This window comes from Aestuarium zhoushanense (assembly GCF_056431045.1).
In genome coordinates, this window is the sequence record NZ_JBWKMA010000022.1 from 27,156 (window position 1) to 41,716 (window position 14,561).

Genomic DNA, 14,561 nt, shown 5'->3' on the forward strand with positions numbered 1-14,561 from the left:
GATCGAACCTAAAACAAAAGCCCGCCAATTGGCGGGCTTTATTAGTTTCAGGCCTTAGCCCTTCATCACATTGTCCAGCCCGCGTAGCTGCGCCAATAGCCCCTGCAACTGTTCGATCGGCACCATGTTCGGTCCATCAGACGGCGCATTGTCGGGATCTTCGTGCGTCTCAATGAACAAGGCGGCACAGCCAACCGCAACCGCAGCGCGTGCCAATGGTGGCACCATACGACGATCACCGCCCGAGGAATTGCCATTACCGCCGGGCTGCTGCACCGAATGGGTCGCATCAAATACGACAGGATAGCCCGTCTCGGCCATCGTCGGCAGGCCACGGAAATCGCTGACGAGTGTGTTGTAGCCGAACGACGTGCCACGCTCGCAGAGCATGATGTTGGTGTTGCCCGTGCTCTCAATCTTGGCCGCGACGTTCTTCATGTCCCAAGGCGCAAGGAACTGACCCTTCTTTACGTTGATCGCCTTGCCCGTCTCACCTGCAGCCAACAAAAGGTCTGTTTGACGGCAAAGAAATGCTGGGATTTGCAGGATATCGACGAACTCAGCCGCCATCGTGCAATGGTGCGTTTCATGCACGTCGGTGATCACAGGGCAGCCGAATTCGTCGCGAATTTTCGAAAGGATCGTCAGCCCCGCTTCTGCGCCAATCCCGCGCTTTCCACCCAGCGACGAACGGTTGGCCTTGTCATAAGACCCCTTGAACACAAACCCCGTGCCCGTCGCCGCACAAGCCTCAGCAATTTTTTCAGCCAACATACGTGCATGATCAAGGCTTTCGAGCTGGCACGGCCCCGCGATCAGCGCGAACGGCAGATCATTGGCAACTTCTACATTTCTGATTGTAACGCGATGCATGGGGCTCTCCTTGGCTCGACTTAGCCCCGATATAACCACGCATCGCGCTTAGGTCCATCGCCCCTGCCTTTGTGCCGCAAATATCCCGGGGGTTTGGGGGCAGAGCCCCCTTACCCGGCCACCATCCGTAGTGCCTTTGCCCGTGCGGGCGGGATCGCGCGGATTTCGAGGCCGGTGAAAACATGCAGCGTATTCAGGTTATTATCGACCACTGCGTGATCGCTCACCCAGCCGCCCATCAGCAGATAGGTCTTGAGCAACGGTGGCATCCCTAACATCGCCCGTTTGCGGTCGAGGGGCCTACGCAGACGTTCTGCCGCGAAACGGATCACCTTGGGCGCTTTGACCTTGGGCAACCACCGCATCGGCGCGAGGTGCTTTTCGGCGAGCATATCAAAGGCATCTAGATAAGCCTCAGCCTCCGTGCCCCAGAAGGACGAACAGCCGAATAGCATCTCGACCCCATTGTCATCGACAAAGCGGGTCATGGCACCCCATGCGACCCGCAGAATGTCGGGGTCTTTGTGGTCGGGGTGGATACAGAACCGCCCCATCTCGACCATCGGCCCATCAAAGGCCTTGAGCGCGGAGAGTTCATAATATTGTGCGGAATAACTCTGCCCGATCTCAGCACCACCAGAGAGCGGCATGAGGCGGAAACAGCAGACCAGTTCGCCTGTGCGGGTATCCTCGACCAGCATATGCTGGCAGCGGGCGTCGAAATCATCGGCTTCAATCCCGTCGTCCTGCCCACCGTCTGCGATAAAACAAGCATAGCGCAGGCGCTGCGCGGCCTTCAGGTCTTGATCAGTTTCTGCAAGTCGAGCCGCATAGCGACCCTTACGCAACATCACCCGCATGGGATCACCCTCTGCACTCATGCTCCCGCCACCATAGGCGCGGGATGTAACAGGTATATTGATCCTGAACGGTAAAGCCGCAATGCGATTTTAATCGGAGCCAAAGATATCGGCAGCGTTGAAGCGACCGATCGAGCCGAGCAGCTGACGCAGGAATACGTTGTCACGCAGATTGTCGTCGGTCACACGGCGCGACAGCGACACCACCTGACCATCGTTGAGGCCAAAGGTTTCGATGTTGCGCGCAATCCCACCTGTGTCAAATGTCACAGCAACGACCGTGCGGTCGATTTCTTTGGGGGGCATCGCACCGTAGTGGCGCATTTGGTAGGACACGTAATAGAGCCCGCCATCCTCGAGCACGCCACCCATCGTCGGGCGGCCCAGCTTTTCAATGACAGATTCGCGGGTGTCGCTGCCAAGAGTGACCGTGGCGATGGCCTCTGCCTTGGGTGCAAAGCCGTGATTGGCGACCCGCTCAACACAGCCCGACAGACCGGCGACCGCAGCCACAGTAGCGACCACGAAAACACCTTTGCGGATGATGCGACCTGATTTGAACATACCTGCCCCCTTGTATCGCCTGCCCGAGCCTTTTAATCCGCTTACATCACCACAGACCCGAAGTTCAAGGATTGAAGCGCCATGGAGACCTCTAAGACCACATTACGGTTCGCCGATCTTCCCAATCGCGCCGATACGACCTTTGCGATTGAACCCGATGCCGCGCAGCGTGCGGAAATCGCCGAAAGCCTAGGAATCCCTGCTATTCGTAAGCTGCGGTTCAACGGATTGATCCGCGCCGAGGGCAAACACGACTGGGTTTTGTTCGCTGATCTGGGCGCGACGGTCGTTCAGGATTGCGTGATCACTCTCGAACCTGTGACCACTCGGATCGACCAAAAGATCAAACGCACCTACCTCAGCGACATCGAAGATCCGCTGATCGGTGAGGTCGAGATGCCCGAAGATGACACTGTTGAGGAACTTCCAGCCACACTGAACCTCGTTGATGTCATGACCGAAGCGCTCGCGCTCGCCCTGCCCGACTTCCCGCGGGCCGATGGCGCAGAGCTGGGCGAAGCTATTTTCACAGAGCCAGGTGTGGCCCCAATGCGCGACGAAGACACCCGTCCGTTCGCAGGTCTATCTTCGCTAAAAGATGCGCTTGAAAAGAAGGACGAATCTGGCGCATAAGCCCCCTCATCAAATGGGGTTGAACATTTGCGGATTCGCAGTATGTTCGCGACCTCTTTCGAACGAGGGTCGACAGGCCGCGTCATATCTACTATGACGCCCACGAACTTCACCGAGATAACGAAACAACGGGCCCTGTGCCCCTTAGATAATAGGTAGAGACATGGCCGTTCAGCAGAACAAAGTCTCCAAATCGCGCCGCAACATGCGCCGTGCACACGACGCTCTGGTTGCAGCAAACCCGAACGAATGCCCGTCCTGTGGCGAACTGCGCCGTCCGCACCACGTATGCCCGTCCTGTGGCTCGTACGCTGACCGCGAAGTCATCGCTCAAGCGAACGACGTCGATCTGGACGAAGACGCAGCCTAAGGGCTTGCCATTACGGGTGGGGAATTGACGGGATGGATACGTCCAAAACCGCCTCGAAATCCGTAGTGCTGTCAATCGACGCCATGGGTGGCGATAAAGGGCCTGCAGCTGTTGTTGCGGGCCTTGCGTATTTCTTCGAAGAAGAACCGCTCGCCAAAGTCATTCTTCACGGTGATGAAGCCGTGCTTGCGCCGCTCGTTGAAAAGCGTCGCCTGTCTAAACGTGTCACCATCCGCCATGCAGAGCGGGCTGTGACCATGGATGACAAACCCGCACAGGTTCTCCGCAATTCCAAAGGCACCTCTATGCTTGCCACCGTTGACGCGGTGCGCAGTGGTGAGGCCGATGCTGCCGTGTCATGCGGCAACACAGGTGCGCTGATGGCGTTGTCGATGTTGCGTTTGCGCAAGGCCGAAGGTGTGAACCGTCCGGCCATCGCTTGCCTCTGGCCCTCGCGGAACCCCAACGGGTTCAACGTGATGCTTGATGCAGGGGCCGATATTCGCGCCGACGAAGACGACCTTTTGACCTACGCGCTGATGGGCACCTCTTATGCCCGCAACGGCATGGGCCTCACTCGTCCGCGCGTTGGTCTTTTGAACGTCGGAACCGAAGAACACAAAGGTCGTGCCGAACTTAAGGTCGCGCATGAACTGATCGGTGCCGCCGCTGAAAAGGGCGAATTCGAATACATCGGTTTTGTCGAAGGTGGCGATCTGCCTTCTGACCGCGTTGATGTGATCGTGACCGATGGCTTTACTGGCAACGTTGCGCTGAAAACAGGCGAAGGCACCGCCCGCCTGATTTCGGACGCCCTGAAAGAATCGTTCACCCATTCGATCTGGTCCAAACTGGCCGCAGCTTTCGCTTACACATCGCTGAGCCGTTTGAAGAAAAAGATCGATCCACGCAATGTGAATGGTGGTGTCTTCCTTGGCCTGAACGGCACTGTGGTCAAAAGCCACGGTGGTGCAGATGCCAAAGGCAACGCAGCCGCATTTAAACTGGCCTACACGCTGGGTCAGAACCGATTTGCTGACAAACTTGCGGCACGGGTTGCATCTGCGGCCACCCTCCCCCAAGATATCCTCCACGAGGGTGAGCCGGTCCCGACCTCCGGCCAAGAAGGCGAGCAAAACTAAATGACGATACGCGCTGTTGTAAAAGGTGTCGGGCACTACCTGCCCGAGAACGTCGTTCCCAACAGCTACTTCGAAGACAAGCTCGACACGTCCAGCGATTGGATCGTTTCGCGCTCTGGCATCGAACGCCGTCATTTCGCCGCCGAAGGCCAGACCACATCCGACCTAGCCACCAATGCCGCCAAAGCCGCGCTGGAAAACGCGGGTCTTACGGGCAATGACATCGACGCGATTGTTCTGGCGACCTCGACCGCTGATCTGACCTTCCCGTCGGCAGCAACTATGGTGCAGCACAACATCGGCAACACCCGTGGCTTTGCCTTTGACCTTCAAGCGGTCTGCGCTGGCTTCGTCTTTGCCCTGACTAATGCGAACGCACTGATTCAGGCAGGTTCTGCAAAACGCGTGCTGGTTATTGGCGCCGAAACCTTTAGCCGCATCATGGATTGGCAAGATCGCGGCACCTGCGTTCTCTTTGGCGATGGTGCTGGCGCATTGATCCTTGAGGCCCAAGAGGGCACCGGGTCGACCGATGATCGTGGCATCCTCTCGACCGATTTGAATTCTGACGGCAGCTACCGTGACCTCCTCTATGTGGATGGTGGCGTGTCGACCCAATCGACGGGCGTTCTGCGCATGGAAGGCAAAGAAGTCTTCCGCCATGCCGTCGAAAAACTCGCTCAGACCGCGCATACCGCCTTGGATAAGGTCGGCCTCGGCTCTGACGATGTGGATTGGGTTGTGCCGCATCAAGCGAACATCCGTATCATTCAATCGACCGCGAAAAAGCTGGGCGTTGGCATGGACCGCGTTGTTGTGACCGTTCAGGATCACGGCAACACCTCGGCGGCCTCGATTCCTCTCGCACTGTCGGTTGGCGTGGCAAACGGACAGATCAAACAAGGCGATCTGGTCGTCACCGAAGCCATCGGTGGCGGACTCGCTTGGGGTTCAGTCGTCGTACGGTGGTAAAGAGCCGCTGAAACTGCGATCTGCAAGTCGTTGTTATTGACTCCTAAATTGCGCTCTGCCTAAGCTTCTGAAAACCTCAGGGGGATGAGATGTCTGAAAAAACACTGACACGTATGGATCTGGCCGAAGCTGTCCACGCTGAAGTGGGCCTGTCGCGCAACGATAGCGCAGAACTGGTCGAAAGCGTGCTGACCCATATTTCCGACGCATTGGTTCAGAATGAAACTGTGAAAATCAGTTCATTTGGCACCTTCTCGGTCCGTGAAAAAGCGGCTCGTGTCGGTCGTAATCCCAAAACGGGCGAAGAGGTTCCAATCTCTCCGCGTCGTGTGCTGACCTTCCGTCCGAGCCACTTGATGAAAGACCGCATTGCGGCTGGCAACAAAGGCTAATTCCCGATGAAGAAGTCGCATGACGCCTTTCGCACCATCAGCGAGGTGTCAGAGCTATTAGATACGCCCGCGCATGTCCTGCGGTTCTGGGAAAGCAAGTTTTCCCAGATCAAACCCGTGAAACGTGCGGGCGGTCGACGTTACTATCGCCCTCAAGACATCCAACTGATTGCAGGGCTTAAACAGCTTTTGCACGGTGATGGCCTGTCGATCAAAGAAGCTCAGAAATTGCTGCGGGAACAAGGCATTAAGCATGTTGTCGGCATTGGCAGCGGTGCAACTTCAGAGGCTGAAGCCTCTGTTGCCGTCCCTGCGCCAGAACCGGTGATCGAGGCCCCTGTGGCAGAGCCAGTGGCAGATGCACCTGCGCCCGTGAAAGCCGCCAAGAAGCCATCGAAAAAAGACCCAGAGTTGAACAAGCGCGATGAAACCGCTGCGATTGGCGACCTCTTTAGCGCGTTTGATCCGCAGTCGAACGTTGTGCCATTGCACGCACCCCAACAGCCTATCGCCCCTGCACCTGCACCGACGGGTTCAGTGTCGATCCTGACCGCGATTGCCCATGCCGACGCCGCCAAAGTCGCTAACAAAAGCGCCAAGATCGCGCCGCTCTTGGCACGACTGTCTGACGTCCACGCGCGGATGCTTAAGGACTGATCCTTGCCTCACAATACTGCTCTTGTCTTTGACCTCGACGGCACGCTGATCGACAGCCTTCCTGCGATCTCTGGCTCTGTGAATGCCATGCTCGCTGACATGGGATGTGCGCCCCTGCCCGTCACACAGATTCGCGGGTTCATCGGCAAAGGCGCCCCGAACCTCGTTAAACAGTCGATCGCGGCGGCAGGGCTGCCTGAGGATGACTTTGACACCGCCCTGAGCACAATGATGCGCCATTACGAGGCGGCACATGACGGCAATATCCCGTTCGACCACATGATCGAGACACTGCAGGGGCTCCGCACTGCCGGCTACGCCTTGGGCATCTGCACGAACAAACCGAGCGCCGCGACGCAAGCTGTTCTGGACCACCTCGGTCTGAGCGACCTCTTTGACGTTGTGATATCGGGCGACAGCCTGCCCCAGCGCAAACCACACCCCGCGCCGCTCTACGCGGCATTCGACGCATTGAGCTGCGCAAACCGCATCTATATCGGCGACAGCGAGGTCGATGCCGAAACGGCCACCGCAGCACAGGTGCCCTTTGTCCTCTTTACCGAGGGCTACCGCAAAGCGCCCATTTCCGACCTCACCCATGCAGCGACATTTGACGATTTTCGCGCCTTGCCGGAAATCATTGCCTCGCTGCAATAATTCGTGGCCTTGCCCCTTGCCCTTATCGGCAAATCGGGTATTTAGGCCTCCACGTCGGGCTATAGCGCAGCCTGGTAGCGCGTCCGTCTGGGGGACGGAAGGTCGCAGGTTCGAGTCCTGCTAGCCCGACCAACAAAATCGCCCGCCCGCTCTGGGCGGGCGTTTTGCTATGGGAGGCAAAGATGACCGGTGTACTGCCCAGCCAACGTATCCGTGACCTGATGCAATCGGGCGCGATCACGGCGACGACTGACTACGTAGACGGACAAATCCAACCTGCGAGCCTCGACTTGCGCCTCGGCACAGTGGCCTACCGTGTCCGCGCCTCGTTCCTTGCGGGCGAAGGTCGTACCGTGGCCGATCGCCTCTCTGAATTTGAAATGCACCGCGTGGACCTCACGAATGGCGCCGTTCTCGAAAAAGGCTGCGTCTACGTCGTCCCCTTGATGGAGAGCCTCGCCCTGCCCGATGGCATCCAAGCCGTCGCCAACGCGAAATCCTCCACAGGTCGCCTTGATCTTCTGACCCGCACGATCACTGATGGCGGCGTTGAATTTGACCGTATCGCGCTCGGTTATACGGGTCCGCTCTACGCTGAGATTTGCCCGCGCTCTTTCTCGGTCCTTGTCCGTCCAGGGATGCGCCTGAACCAGATCCGCTTCCGCGCAGGTCAAGCCGTGCTGTCGGACGAAGAGCTCCGCACGCTACACACTGAGACCCCGCTGGTAAACGGTGAGGCGGTGATCGACGACGGTCTGGGCTTTTCCGTCGACCTCGCCCCTGCATCTGGCACCCTCGTCGGTTACCGTGCAAAGCCGCATACGGGCGTGATCGATCTGGACCTCCTGAACCACTATGACCCCGGCGAATACTGGGAAGAAGTGCACACAAAAGACCGCAAGATCATCCTCGATCCGGGTGCTTTCTACATCCTCGTCAGCCGCGAGGCCGTCACCATCCCGCCGATGCAAGCCGCTGAAATGGCACCCTATTTGGCGATGGTTGGTGAATTCCGCGTCCACTACGCTGGCTTCTTTGACCCCGGTTTCGGCCATGCGGAGGCTGGCGGTCAAGGCTCCCGTGGCGTCCTGGAGGTTCGCTGCCACGAGGCCCCCTTTGTCCTTGAACACGGGCAGGTCGTTGGTCGCCTCGTCTACGAACAAATGGAGGCCCTCCCCGATCAACTCTACGGTCGCGAGATCAAATCGAACTATCAGGGACAGGGTTTGAAACTCTCCAAACATTTCCGCGCATAACCAACTGGGGCTGCGATTTCGCGACCCCAATCAAAAGACATATTTACATATATTAATTTGAATATATGAATAAGGGGCTGCAACCAAAGGAGCCCCTAATGGCCTATACCGAAAAATTCCAAGCCATGTCCGACGCCGCCCGCGCCCGCGTAGACGAAGTCGCCCCCGAAGATGTTGATGCCCTGATCGCTGGCGGTGCCATCGCGCTCGACATCCGCGATCCCGACGAACACGCGAAAACCCATATCCCCGGCTCGATCAACATCAGCCGAGGCAAGCTGGAGATGAACGTCGAAGGTATCATCACCAATCTCGACGCCACCATTCTTTGTTACTGCAACGCCTACAACCGTGGCGCTCTCTCAGCGGCAAGCCTGCGTGACATGGGCTATACCAATGCAAAATTCATCGGCGGCGGACTAAATGCATGGAAAAAATTGCACGAAGAGGCCTGATGCCTTTGTGCTGAAAATATCCCGGGGTGCGGGGCAGCGCCCCGCGACCTCACCCTTTAGCGGAACCGCGAAATCCCACGAATAACCCGCGTGGCTTTACCAATCCGCCCTGTCATCTCACCGATCTGACGGGACCTCGTCCGTGCCTCTGGCGTGTCATTGCGATTGCCCGTGACCTTTGCCCAGAGCCGTTGAAACACACCGCGTTGACGTAGGACACGCATCAACAGGCGCATCACCGTCCGCATCATTTGATCTTGGTTCATTGCTGATCCTTTACTGCCTCAGGGACAGCCTATCACAACCCAAAGGCGCACGACATCACTCTTCGATGAACAGATCGCCCTGATCATCATCCTCGTCATCTTCACCAGGTAATTGCCCCATCCCAGGTGGCGGACGGTTATCCAATAGGCCCGCAGACCGCAGTTCTTTGAGCCCAGGCAGGTCGCGCGCGCTCTCTAGCCCAAAGTGGTCGAGGAACTCTTGTGTCACCACAAAGGTCACAGGTCGACCCGGTGTCATCTTGCGGCGGCCAAAGCGGATCCACTCCATCTCGATCAACTGGTCGATTGTTCCGCGCGATACGGACACGCCACGGATTTCTTCGATCTCAGCGCGTGTGACGGGCTGGTGGTAGGCAATGATCGCCAGCGTTTCGATCGCTGCGCGGGACATCTTCCGCACTTCGATCGTTTCTTTCTGCATCAGATAGCCGAGGTCAGGCGCAGTGCGCAGCGCCCATGCCTCCCCGACCTTGACCAGACGCACCCCCCGCCCCTCGTAGCGTTTGCGCAGGTGGGCGATGGCCTCGGCGGGATCGCAACCATGCGGCATCCGTCCTTCCAACTCACGGATCGTGACAGGTTCAGAGCTGGCAAAGAGGATCGCTTCGACCATGCGCTCTTGTTCACCAATCGGCGGCGCGTCAAAGAGGCTGATCTCTGCCTCTTCGGTCTCGATATCGCGGTGTGTGGCTTCAGTTTCGTCAACCATCGCGTGGCGCTCTCCTACGGATCTGGATCGGAGCAAAGGTTTCGCCCTGCCGCAATTCGATCTTACCTTCTTTGACCAATTCCAGCGTTGCGGCAAAGGTCGCAGCCGTGGCAGATCGTGTCCGCATACTGTCGCCCTGCCAGCCATCTGGCATATACATCACCAGATCGGTCCATTCTTTTGCGTAGCCAATCAGCGGTTTCATCCGCTCTAGCGCGCGCTCCATCGTGTCAATGTGTTCGCGGTCAAAGACAAAGGGACGGAATTCGTCCTTTGTCCTGATCCGCGCATAGCCCTGCATAAGGTCCAAAAGCGTCGCCGTATATCGCACGGACCGTACCCGTTCGACATCTTCAGGGATACCACGGGCAAAGAAATCACGGCCCTTCTGGTCCCGCGCCATGAGGTTTGCCGCAGCGGTTCGCATCGCCTCTAGCCGTTCAAGCTGGAACGCGAGGTGCGCGGCGAGCTCTTCACCCGATGGGCCTTCTTCGGTCGGATCGGGGGGCAGCAAAAGACGCGATTTCAGGAATGCCAGCCACGCCGCCATCACCAGATAATCCGCCGCCAGTTCGAGCCGCAGTTCCTTGGCTTTTTCGACAAAGGCCAGATACTGCTCGGCCAGCGCGACCATCGAAATCTGCAGAAGGTCAACCTTTTGCGTCCGCGCAAGCGTCAGCAAGAGGTCGAGCGGCCCCTCGAACGCGCCCACGTCAACAACCAGCGCCTCGGCGGCAAGGCGCTCTGACACGCTCACGCGGTCGGTGTTGAATAACTGCTGCTGTTCGGCCATGCCGTCCCTACGCTAATAGCGCGTTAAGGTCGGCTTCAATCGCTTCGATGTCAACGGGTTCTGGCGTTTTCCGACAGGCCATCGCCGCCTCTGCGCGGGTCATTGCCGTCGCTGACATTTGACCACAGGTGTTGGCAATTGCCTCCATCTCTGCGCCCTCGCCATTGCAATGGAGCACCACATCGCAGCCTGCTTGCAAAGACACCAGCCCGCGCTGATCGACGGTGCCATTGAGGGCCTCCATCGAAATATCGTCGGTCATGAGAAGGCCGTTGAACCCGATGTCCTCGCGGATCAGGCGGATCATTTCGGGGTTCTGCGTCGCGGGTCGATCGCCCATCGCGGGGTAAACGATATGCGCTGACATGCCCAAGGGCAGATCGTTAAGCGCCCGAAACGGGGCAAAGTCAGTGATGGCGGCTTCGTCCAAGGCAACATCCGCGACAGGCAGGCCAAGGTGGCTGTCCACCTTCCCGCGTCCATGTCCAGGCATGTGTTTGAGGATCGGCAAAACGCCCCCTGCTAGATGCCCCTCTGCGCTGGCCCGCGCATTGGCGATGACCGTCGCAGCATCGGTGCCGAGGCAGCGATTGCGCAAGAATGGATGTGTGTCAGGCTGGGCCACATCACAGGTCGGCGCACAATTCGCGTCGATTCCTACAGCCCGCAATTCATCTGCAATGATCCGATAGCGCAGCCAAAACGCCCGCGCCACGTCCCGCGCCGTTTCTGCCTGATCCAATGGCGGCAACCATTCGCGCCAATGCGGGCTGCGCATCCGCTGCACGCGTCCGCCCTCTTGATCAATCAGGACAAGAGCATCGCGAGCCACGGTATCCCGCAGGTCATTCGTCAGGCGACGAACTTGGTCAGGCGTGTCGATATTGCGGGCAAAGAGGATAAAGGCCCAAGGGTCCGCATCCTTGAAAAACCCGCGTTCCCAATCCGTTACCTCGCCCCCCTCAGGTGCGAAGATAAACGCCCCATGCGCCACTTAGCGCACCACGACAGGAACGCAGTCTGTGCCTTCAGCAGTCAGAGCCGCACAGAACCGACGCGCATCCGACAGGTCAGCAAAGTTCATCGCCCGCAGGCGGAAGAACGTCCGGCCACCACGTTCGGCCTGCTGGATCACGCGGTCTTTATTCGCCATGAAATCAGGGAAACGGTCGTTAAAACGGACCCACTCGCGGGCTGCAATCTCGACCGAGTCATAAGCACCAAGCTGGACAAGGTTCGTGCCAACGGGGATCGCAGTGGTGGTCACCGTTGCATCGGTCGCCACAGTGCGCGGTGCCGCAACAGGCGCCGCCGCTGCCGCAGCCAGCGCCGCCGCAATCGGGTTCAGACCTTCGGGACGCGCCATTGGACGCGGGGACCGCGACACACCGGGGACAGAGGCAGGAATGATGTCAGCAATGACCGCAGAGGACACGCCATTGATCGCAGTTTCAACGGGCGGCACGGCGGAGGTATCCACCGCTTCCATCGGTGTCGCACCCGCAGCCAATTGATCTGCCATAGCGAGGATGTCATCAGCGCTCAATGGTTGGATTCCGCTCGCAGAGAGGTCAGTCACAGCAACGCTCGGGACACCAACAGCGTCAGCTTCGGGCGCTGGTGCGCGGGTATCAACACCGTCAGGGATAACCTCGCCCGCTTCTGCGGTGGGCATGATAACCAAATCTTCGGCAGGGAGTGCCGCCATCTGCGGCGCAAGCATCAGGGTTTCTGCATCCTCGGGCGCAGCTGCGCCACCCAGCGCGGCAACAGCATTGACCGACAGACCAACGTGATCCGCGATATCACCACCGGGATTGCTGGGCGCAGTGCGCATCGCACCTTCCATCGCCCGCACCACAGGAACACCCGTCACATCGCGCATCACGAGCTTGTAGCCCCATACACCAATACCAATCACGAGACCGAGGGACACCAATCCCCCAGCGACGTTCACGAGTTTACCCGTATCGAGTGCACGCCCGTTTTGCGGGGCGTTCATGTCTGAGTACGCTGCCATCGTTGCCTCATCGCCGTCGGGTTTCAGTCTGCCCCGACGATCCATTTTGGTTGCCTGCTTTGCCGACAATCGGACGCTTTAGCGCATCTCTTCTGCCGGTTTGACGCCCAAAATACCCAATCCGTGCGATATGACAACCGCTACGGACTTGATCAGTGCGATTTTCGCTTGGGATGTTGCAACATCGCCCTCTTGGAGGAACCGCAAAGAGGTATCGTCGTTGCCCTTGTTCCACAGGCCGTGGAAGTCAGAAGCCAGTTCATAGAGGTAAAACGCGATCCGGTGCGGTTCATGACCTTTGGCGGCGATTTCAACAAGACGCGGCCATTCAGCGAGCTTTTTGATCAGCGTCACCTCGGCCTCGTGGCCGATCTTGGTCAGGTCAGCACCCTGAAGCGCGGCGTCAGACACATCAACGCCCGCCTCGGTCGCCTTACGCACAACAGAGTTAATCCGCGCATTGGCGTATTGAACATAGAACACTGGGTTGTCTTTGGACTGTTCCAGCACCTTATCAAAGTCAAAGTCCAACGGCGCGTCGTTCTTGCGGGTCAGCATGTGGAAACGGGTCACGTCAGCGCCCGCTTGTTCAACCACGTCGCGCAGGGTCACAAAGGTCCCTGCCCGTTTCGACATCTTGAACGGCTCGCCGTTTTTGAAGAGCTTCACCAACTGGATGAGTTTGATGTCCAGCGGCACGCGATTGCCAGAGAGCGCCGCAACAGCCGCCTTCATCCGTTTCACATAGCCACCGTGGTCGGCGCCGAAGACGTCGATCAATTGATCAAAGCCGCGCTGCACCTTATCGTAGTGATAGGCGATATCGGGTGCGAAATAGGTCCACGCGCCATCTGATTTCTTAACCGGACGATCGACGTCGTCGCCAAAGTCAGACGATTTAAATAGGGTCTGTTCGCGCGGCTCCCAATCCTCAGGCAGTTTGCCCTTGGGTGGTTCCAGAACGCCCTCGTAGATCAGGCCATCGCCGCGCAACTGATCAATCGCGCCTTCGATTTTGCCTGTGCCGTAGAGCGCCTTTTCGGACGAGAACACATCCATTTTCACGCCGAGCAGAGCAAGGTCGTCGCGGATCATGTCCATCATGGCAGCGGTCGCGATTTCGCGGATATCGGCGAGCCACACTTCTTCGGGCTGACCGAGCAGGCTATCGCCGTATTTCTCTTTCAGCGCCTGACCGACGGGGATCAGGTAGTCACCGGGGTAAAGACCTTCGGCGATATGCGGCTCTTGGCCGTTCGCCTCGCGGTAACGTTCAAAGGCAGAGCGCGCTAGAACATCGACCTGTGCACCACCGTCGTTGATGTAATATTCGCGGGTCACGTCATAGCCCGCATAGGCCAAGAGCGACGCAAGCGCGTCACCAAACACCGCGCCACGGGTGTGCCCGACGTGCATTGGACCTGTTGGGTTGGCAGACACGTATTCGACGTTTACCTTAATACCCTTACCCAAAGCCGACTGGCCATAGGTCGCATCGGTCAGAGCCGCCGACACGATCTGCGGCCAAACCGCAGCCGCCAGACGCATGTTCAGGAACCCCGGACCAGCCACATCAGCGCTGTCGATCCGCGGATCCGCGAGCAGCTTTTCAACAAGAGCCGTCGCAATCTCGCGTGGGTTCTTACCAGCAGGTTTTGCCAATACCATCGCGGCGTTCGTCGCCATGTCCCCATGCAGCGCATCACGCGGCGGTTCGACCGCAACGTTGGCAAAGTCGAGACCAGCAGGCAGCACGCCTTCGGTCACGAGGGTATCGAGGCAATCAATGACAAGCACACGGATATCGGAAAACAGGTTCATTTTATCGTCTTTCTCGGGTTCGAGGCGGGTTTACCACGCAATGCGCCAAGGTCAACGGTCAAGCGATCTTACCACTTGCCAACCCTATCCAGTAAAGCGA

The 14,561-nt window shown here is 58.3% G+C and carries 18 protein-coding genes and 1 tRNA gene; 10 read left to right on the plus strand and 9 right to left on the minus strand.

The window, feature by feature from the left end; genetic code table 11:
• Positions 1 to 54: 54 nt before the first annotated feature.
• From kdsA to AC07ED_RS07605, 3 genes are all read right to left on the minus strand, one after another.
• On the minus strand, positions 55 to 873 hold the full coding sequence (gene kdsA / locus AC07ED_RS07595) for a 3-deoxy-8-phosphooctulonate synthase (RefSeq protein ID WP_105235254.1): 819 nt from the start codon (positions 871 to 873) through the stop codon (positions 55 to 57).
• Positions 874 to 983: 110 nt separating this feature from the next.
• Positions 984 to 1,754, minus strand: a complete 771-nt coding sequence (locus AC07ED_RS07600; RefSeq protein WP_478242045.1) for a GNAT family N-acetyltransferase — start codon at positions 1,752 to 1,754, stop codon at positions 984 to 986.
• A gap of 69 nt (positions 1,755 to 1,823) precedes the next feature.
• Positions 1,824 to 2,297, minus strand: coding sequence for an outer membrane protein assembly factor BamE (locus AC07ED_RS07605; RefSeq protein WP_105235256.1), 474 nt, complete (start codon positions 2,295 to 2,297; stop codon positions 1,824 to 1,826).
• Between the two features lie 81 nt (positions 2,298 to 2,378).
• Here AC07ED_RS07605 and AC07ED_RS07610 point away from each other — a divergent pair, with 81 nt between their 5' ends.
• From AC07ED_RS07610 to AC07ED_RS07655, 10 genes are all read left to right on the plus strand, one after another.
• The gene (locus AC07ED_RS07610) at positions 2,379 to 2,930 is read left to right on the plus strand and encodes a YceD family protein (RefSeq protein ID WP_105235257.1); all 552 of its coding nucleotides are present in this window, start codon (positions 2,379 to 2,381) and stop codon (positions 2,928 to 2,930) included.
• A 163-nt stretch (positions 2,931 to 3,093) separates the two neighbouring features.
• Entirely contained in the window at positions 3,094 to 3,300 is a 207-nt protein-coding gene (gene rpmF, locus AC07ED_RS07615; RefSeq protein WP_067548783.1) for a 50S ribosomal protein L32, read from the plus strand.
• Positions 3,301 to 3,332: 32 nt separating this feature from the next.
• Positions 3,333 to 4,442, plus strand: coding sequence for a phosphate acyltransferase PlsX (gene plsX, locus AC07ED_RS07620; RefSeq protein ID WP_105235258.1), 1,110 nt, complete (start codon positions 3,333 to 3,335; stop codon positions 4,440 to 4,442).
• Entirely contained in the window at positions 4,443 to 5,414 is a 972-nt protein-coding gene (locus AC07ED_RS07625) for a beta-ketoacyl-ACP synthase III (protein ID WP_067548789.1), read from the plus strand.
• 89 nt (positions 5,415 to 5,503) lie between these two features.
• Positions 5,504 to 5,806, plus strand: coding sequence for an integration host factor subunit alpha (ihfA, locus tag AC07ED_RS07630; protein WP_105235259.1), 303 nt, complete (start codon positions 5,504 to 5,506; stop codon positions 5,804 to 5,806).
• 6 nt (positions 5,807 to 5,812) lie between these two features.
• A complete protein-coding gene (locus tag AC07ED_RS07635; protein WP_105235260.1) occupies positions 5,813 to 6,463 on the plus strand; it encodes a MerR family transcriptional regulator in 651 nt (216 codons plus the stop codon).
• 3 nt (positions 6,464 to 6,466) lie between these two features.
• A complete protein-coding gene (gene gph, locus AC07ED_RS07640; RefSeq protein ID WP_105235261.1) occupies positions 6,467 to 7,120 on the plus strand; it encodes a phosphoglycolate phosphatase in 654 nt (217 codons plus the stop codon).
• A 55-nt stretch (positions 7,121 to 7,175) separates the two neighbouring features.
• A tRNA-Pro gene (locus tag AC07ED_RS07645) sits at positions 7,176 to 7,252 on the plus strand.
• Positions 7,253 to 7,302: 50 nt separating this feature from the next.
• Positions 7,303 to 8,376, plus strand: a complete 1,074-nt coding sequence (locus tag AC07ED_RS07650) for a 2'-deoxycytidine 5'-triphosphate deaminase (protein WP_105235262.1) — start codon at positions 7,303 to 7,305, stop codon at positions 8,374 to 8,376.
• 98 nt (positions 8,377 to 8,474) lie between these two features.
• Entirely contained in the window at positions 8,475 to 8,831 is a 357-nt protein-coding gene (locus AC07ED_RS07655) for a rhodanese-like domain-containing protein (protein ID WP_105235263.1), read from the plus strand.
• A 56-nt stretch (positions 8,832 to 8,887) separates the two neighbouring features.
• On the opposite strand, the gene AC07ED_RS07660 is transcribed toward AC07ED_RS07655, so the two are convergent.
• The 6 genes from AC07ED_RS07660 to argS form a co-directional block, all read right to left on the minus strand.
• Positions 8,888 to 9,097: a hypothetical protein gene (locus AC07ED_RS07660; RefSeq protein WP_105235264.1), complete on the minus strand. Its 210-nt coding sequence runs from the start codon at positions 9,095 to 9,097 to the stop codon at positions 8,888 to 8,890.
• 55 nt (positions 9,098 to 9,152) lie between these two features.
• Complete coding sequence (scpB, locus tag AC07ED_RS07665; protein ID WP_105235265.1) at positions 9,153 to 9,827, minus strand: SMC-Scp complex subunit ScpB; 675 nt, start codon at positions 9,825 to 9,827, stop codon at positions 9,153 to 9,155.
• Positions 9,820 to 10,620 carry a segregation and condensation protein A gene (locus AC07ED_RS07670; RefSeq protein WP_067548813.1) on the minus strand — a complete coding sequence of 267 codons (801 nt, stop codon included), beginning with the start codon at positions 10,618 to 10,620 and terminating at the stop codon, positions 9,820 to 9,822. The genes scpB and AC07ED_RS07670 overlap by 8 nt, the downstream gene beginning before the upstream one ends.
• A 7-nt stretch (positions 10,621 to 10,627) precedes the next feature.
• Complete coding sequence (locus tag AC07ED_RS07675) at positions 10,628 to 11,614, minus strand: glycoside hydrolase family 3 N-terminal domain-containing protein (protein ID WP_105235266.1); 987 nt, start codon at positions 11,612 to 11,614, stop codon at positions 10,628 to 10,630.
• Positions 11,615 to 12,640 carry an SPOR domain-containing protein gene (locus AC07ED_RS07680; protein WP_105236363.1) on the minus strand — a complete coding sequence of 342 codons (1,026 nt, stop codon included), beginning with the start codon at positions 12,638 to 12,640 and terminating at the stop codon, positions 11,615 to 11,617.
• Between the two features lie 78 nt (positions 12,641 to 12,718).
• On the minus strand, positions 12,719 to 14,461 hold the full coding sequence (argS, locus tag AC07ED_RS07685; protein WP_105235267.1) for an arginine--tRNA ligase: 1,743 nt from the start codon (positions 14,459 to 14,461) through the stop codon (positions 12,719 to 12,721).
• Positions 14,462 to 14,561: the final 100 nt, after the last annotated feature.

Coding starts and splice junctions, on each gene's coding strand:
- kdsA (WP_105235254.1), bottom strand. CDS start 873: ATGCATCGCGTTACAATCAGAAATGTAGAAGTTGCCAATGATCTGCCG.
- AC07ED_RS07600 (WP_478242045.1), bottom strand. CDS start 1,754: ATGAGTGCAGAGGGTGATCCCATGCGGGTGATGTTGCGTAAGGGTCGC.
- AC07ED_RS07605 (WP_105235256.1), bottom strand. CDS start 2,297: ATGTTCAAATCAGGTCGCATCATCCGCAAAGGTGTTTTCGTGGTCGCT.
- AC07ED_RS07610 (WP_105235257.1), top strand. CDS start 2,379: ATGGAGACCTCTAAGACCACATTACGGTTCGCCGATCTTCCCAATCGC.
- rpmF (WP_067548783.1), top strand. CDS start 3,094: ATGGCCGTTCAGCAGAACAAAGTCTCCAAATCGCGCCGCAACATGCGC.
- plsX (WP_105235258.1), top strand. CDS start 3,333: ATGGATACGTCCAAAACCGCCTCGAAATCCGTAGTGCTGTCAATCGAC.
- AC07ED_RS07625 (WP_067548789.1), top strand. CDS start 4,443: ATGACGATACGCGCTGTTGTAAAAGGTGTCGGGCACTACCTGCCCGAG.
- ihfA (WP_105235259.1), top strand. CDS start 5,504: ATGTCTGAAAAAACACTGACACGTATGGATCTGGCCGAAGCTGTCCAC.
- AC07ED_RS07635 (WP_105235260.1), top strand. CDS start 5,813: ATGAAGAAGTCGCATGACGCCTTTCGCACCATCAGCGAGGTGTCAGAG.
- AC07ED_RS07650 (WP_105235262.1), top strand. CDS start 7,303: ATGACCGGTGTACTGCCCAGCCAACGTATCCGTGACCTGATGCAATCG.
- AC07ED_RS07655 (WP_105235263.1), top strand. CDS start 8,475: ATGGCCTATACCGAAAAATTCCAAGCCATGTCCGACGCCGCCCGCGCC.
- AC07ED_RS07660 (WP_105235264.1), bottom strand. CDS start 9,097: ATGAACCAAGATCAAATGATGCGGACGGTGATGCGCCTGTTGATGCGT.
- scpB (WP_105235265.1), bottom strand. CDS start 9,827: ATGGTTGACGAAACTGAAGCCACACACCGCGATATCGAGACCGAAGAG.
- AC07ED_RS07670 (WP_067548813.1), bottom strand. CDS start 10,620: ATGGCCGAACAGCAGCAGTTATTCAACACCGACCGCGTGAGCGTGTCA.
- AC07ED_RS07680 (WP_105236363.1), bottom strand. CDS start 12,640: ATGGCAGCGTACTCAGACATGAACGCCCCGCAAAACGGGCGTGCACTC.
- argS (WP_105235267.1), bottom strand. CDS start 14,461: ATGAACCTGTTTTCCGATATCCGTGTGCTTGTCATTGATTGCCTCGAT.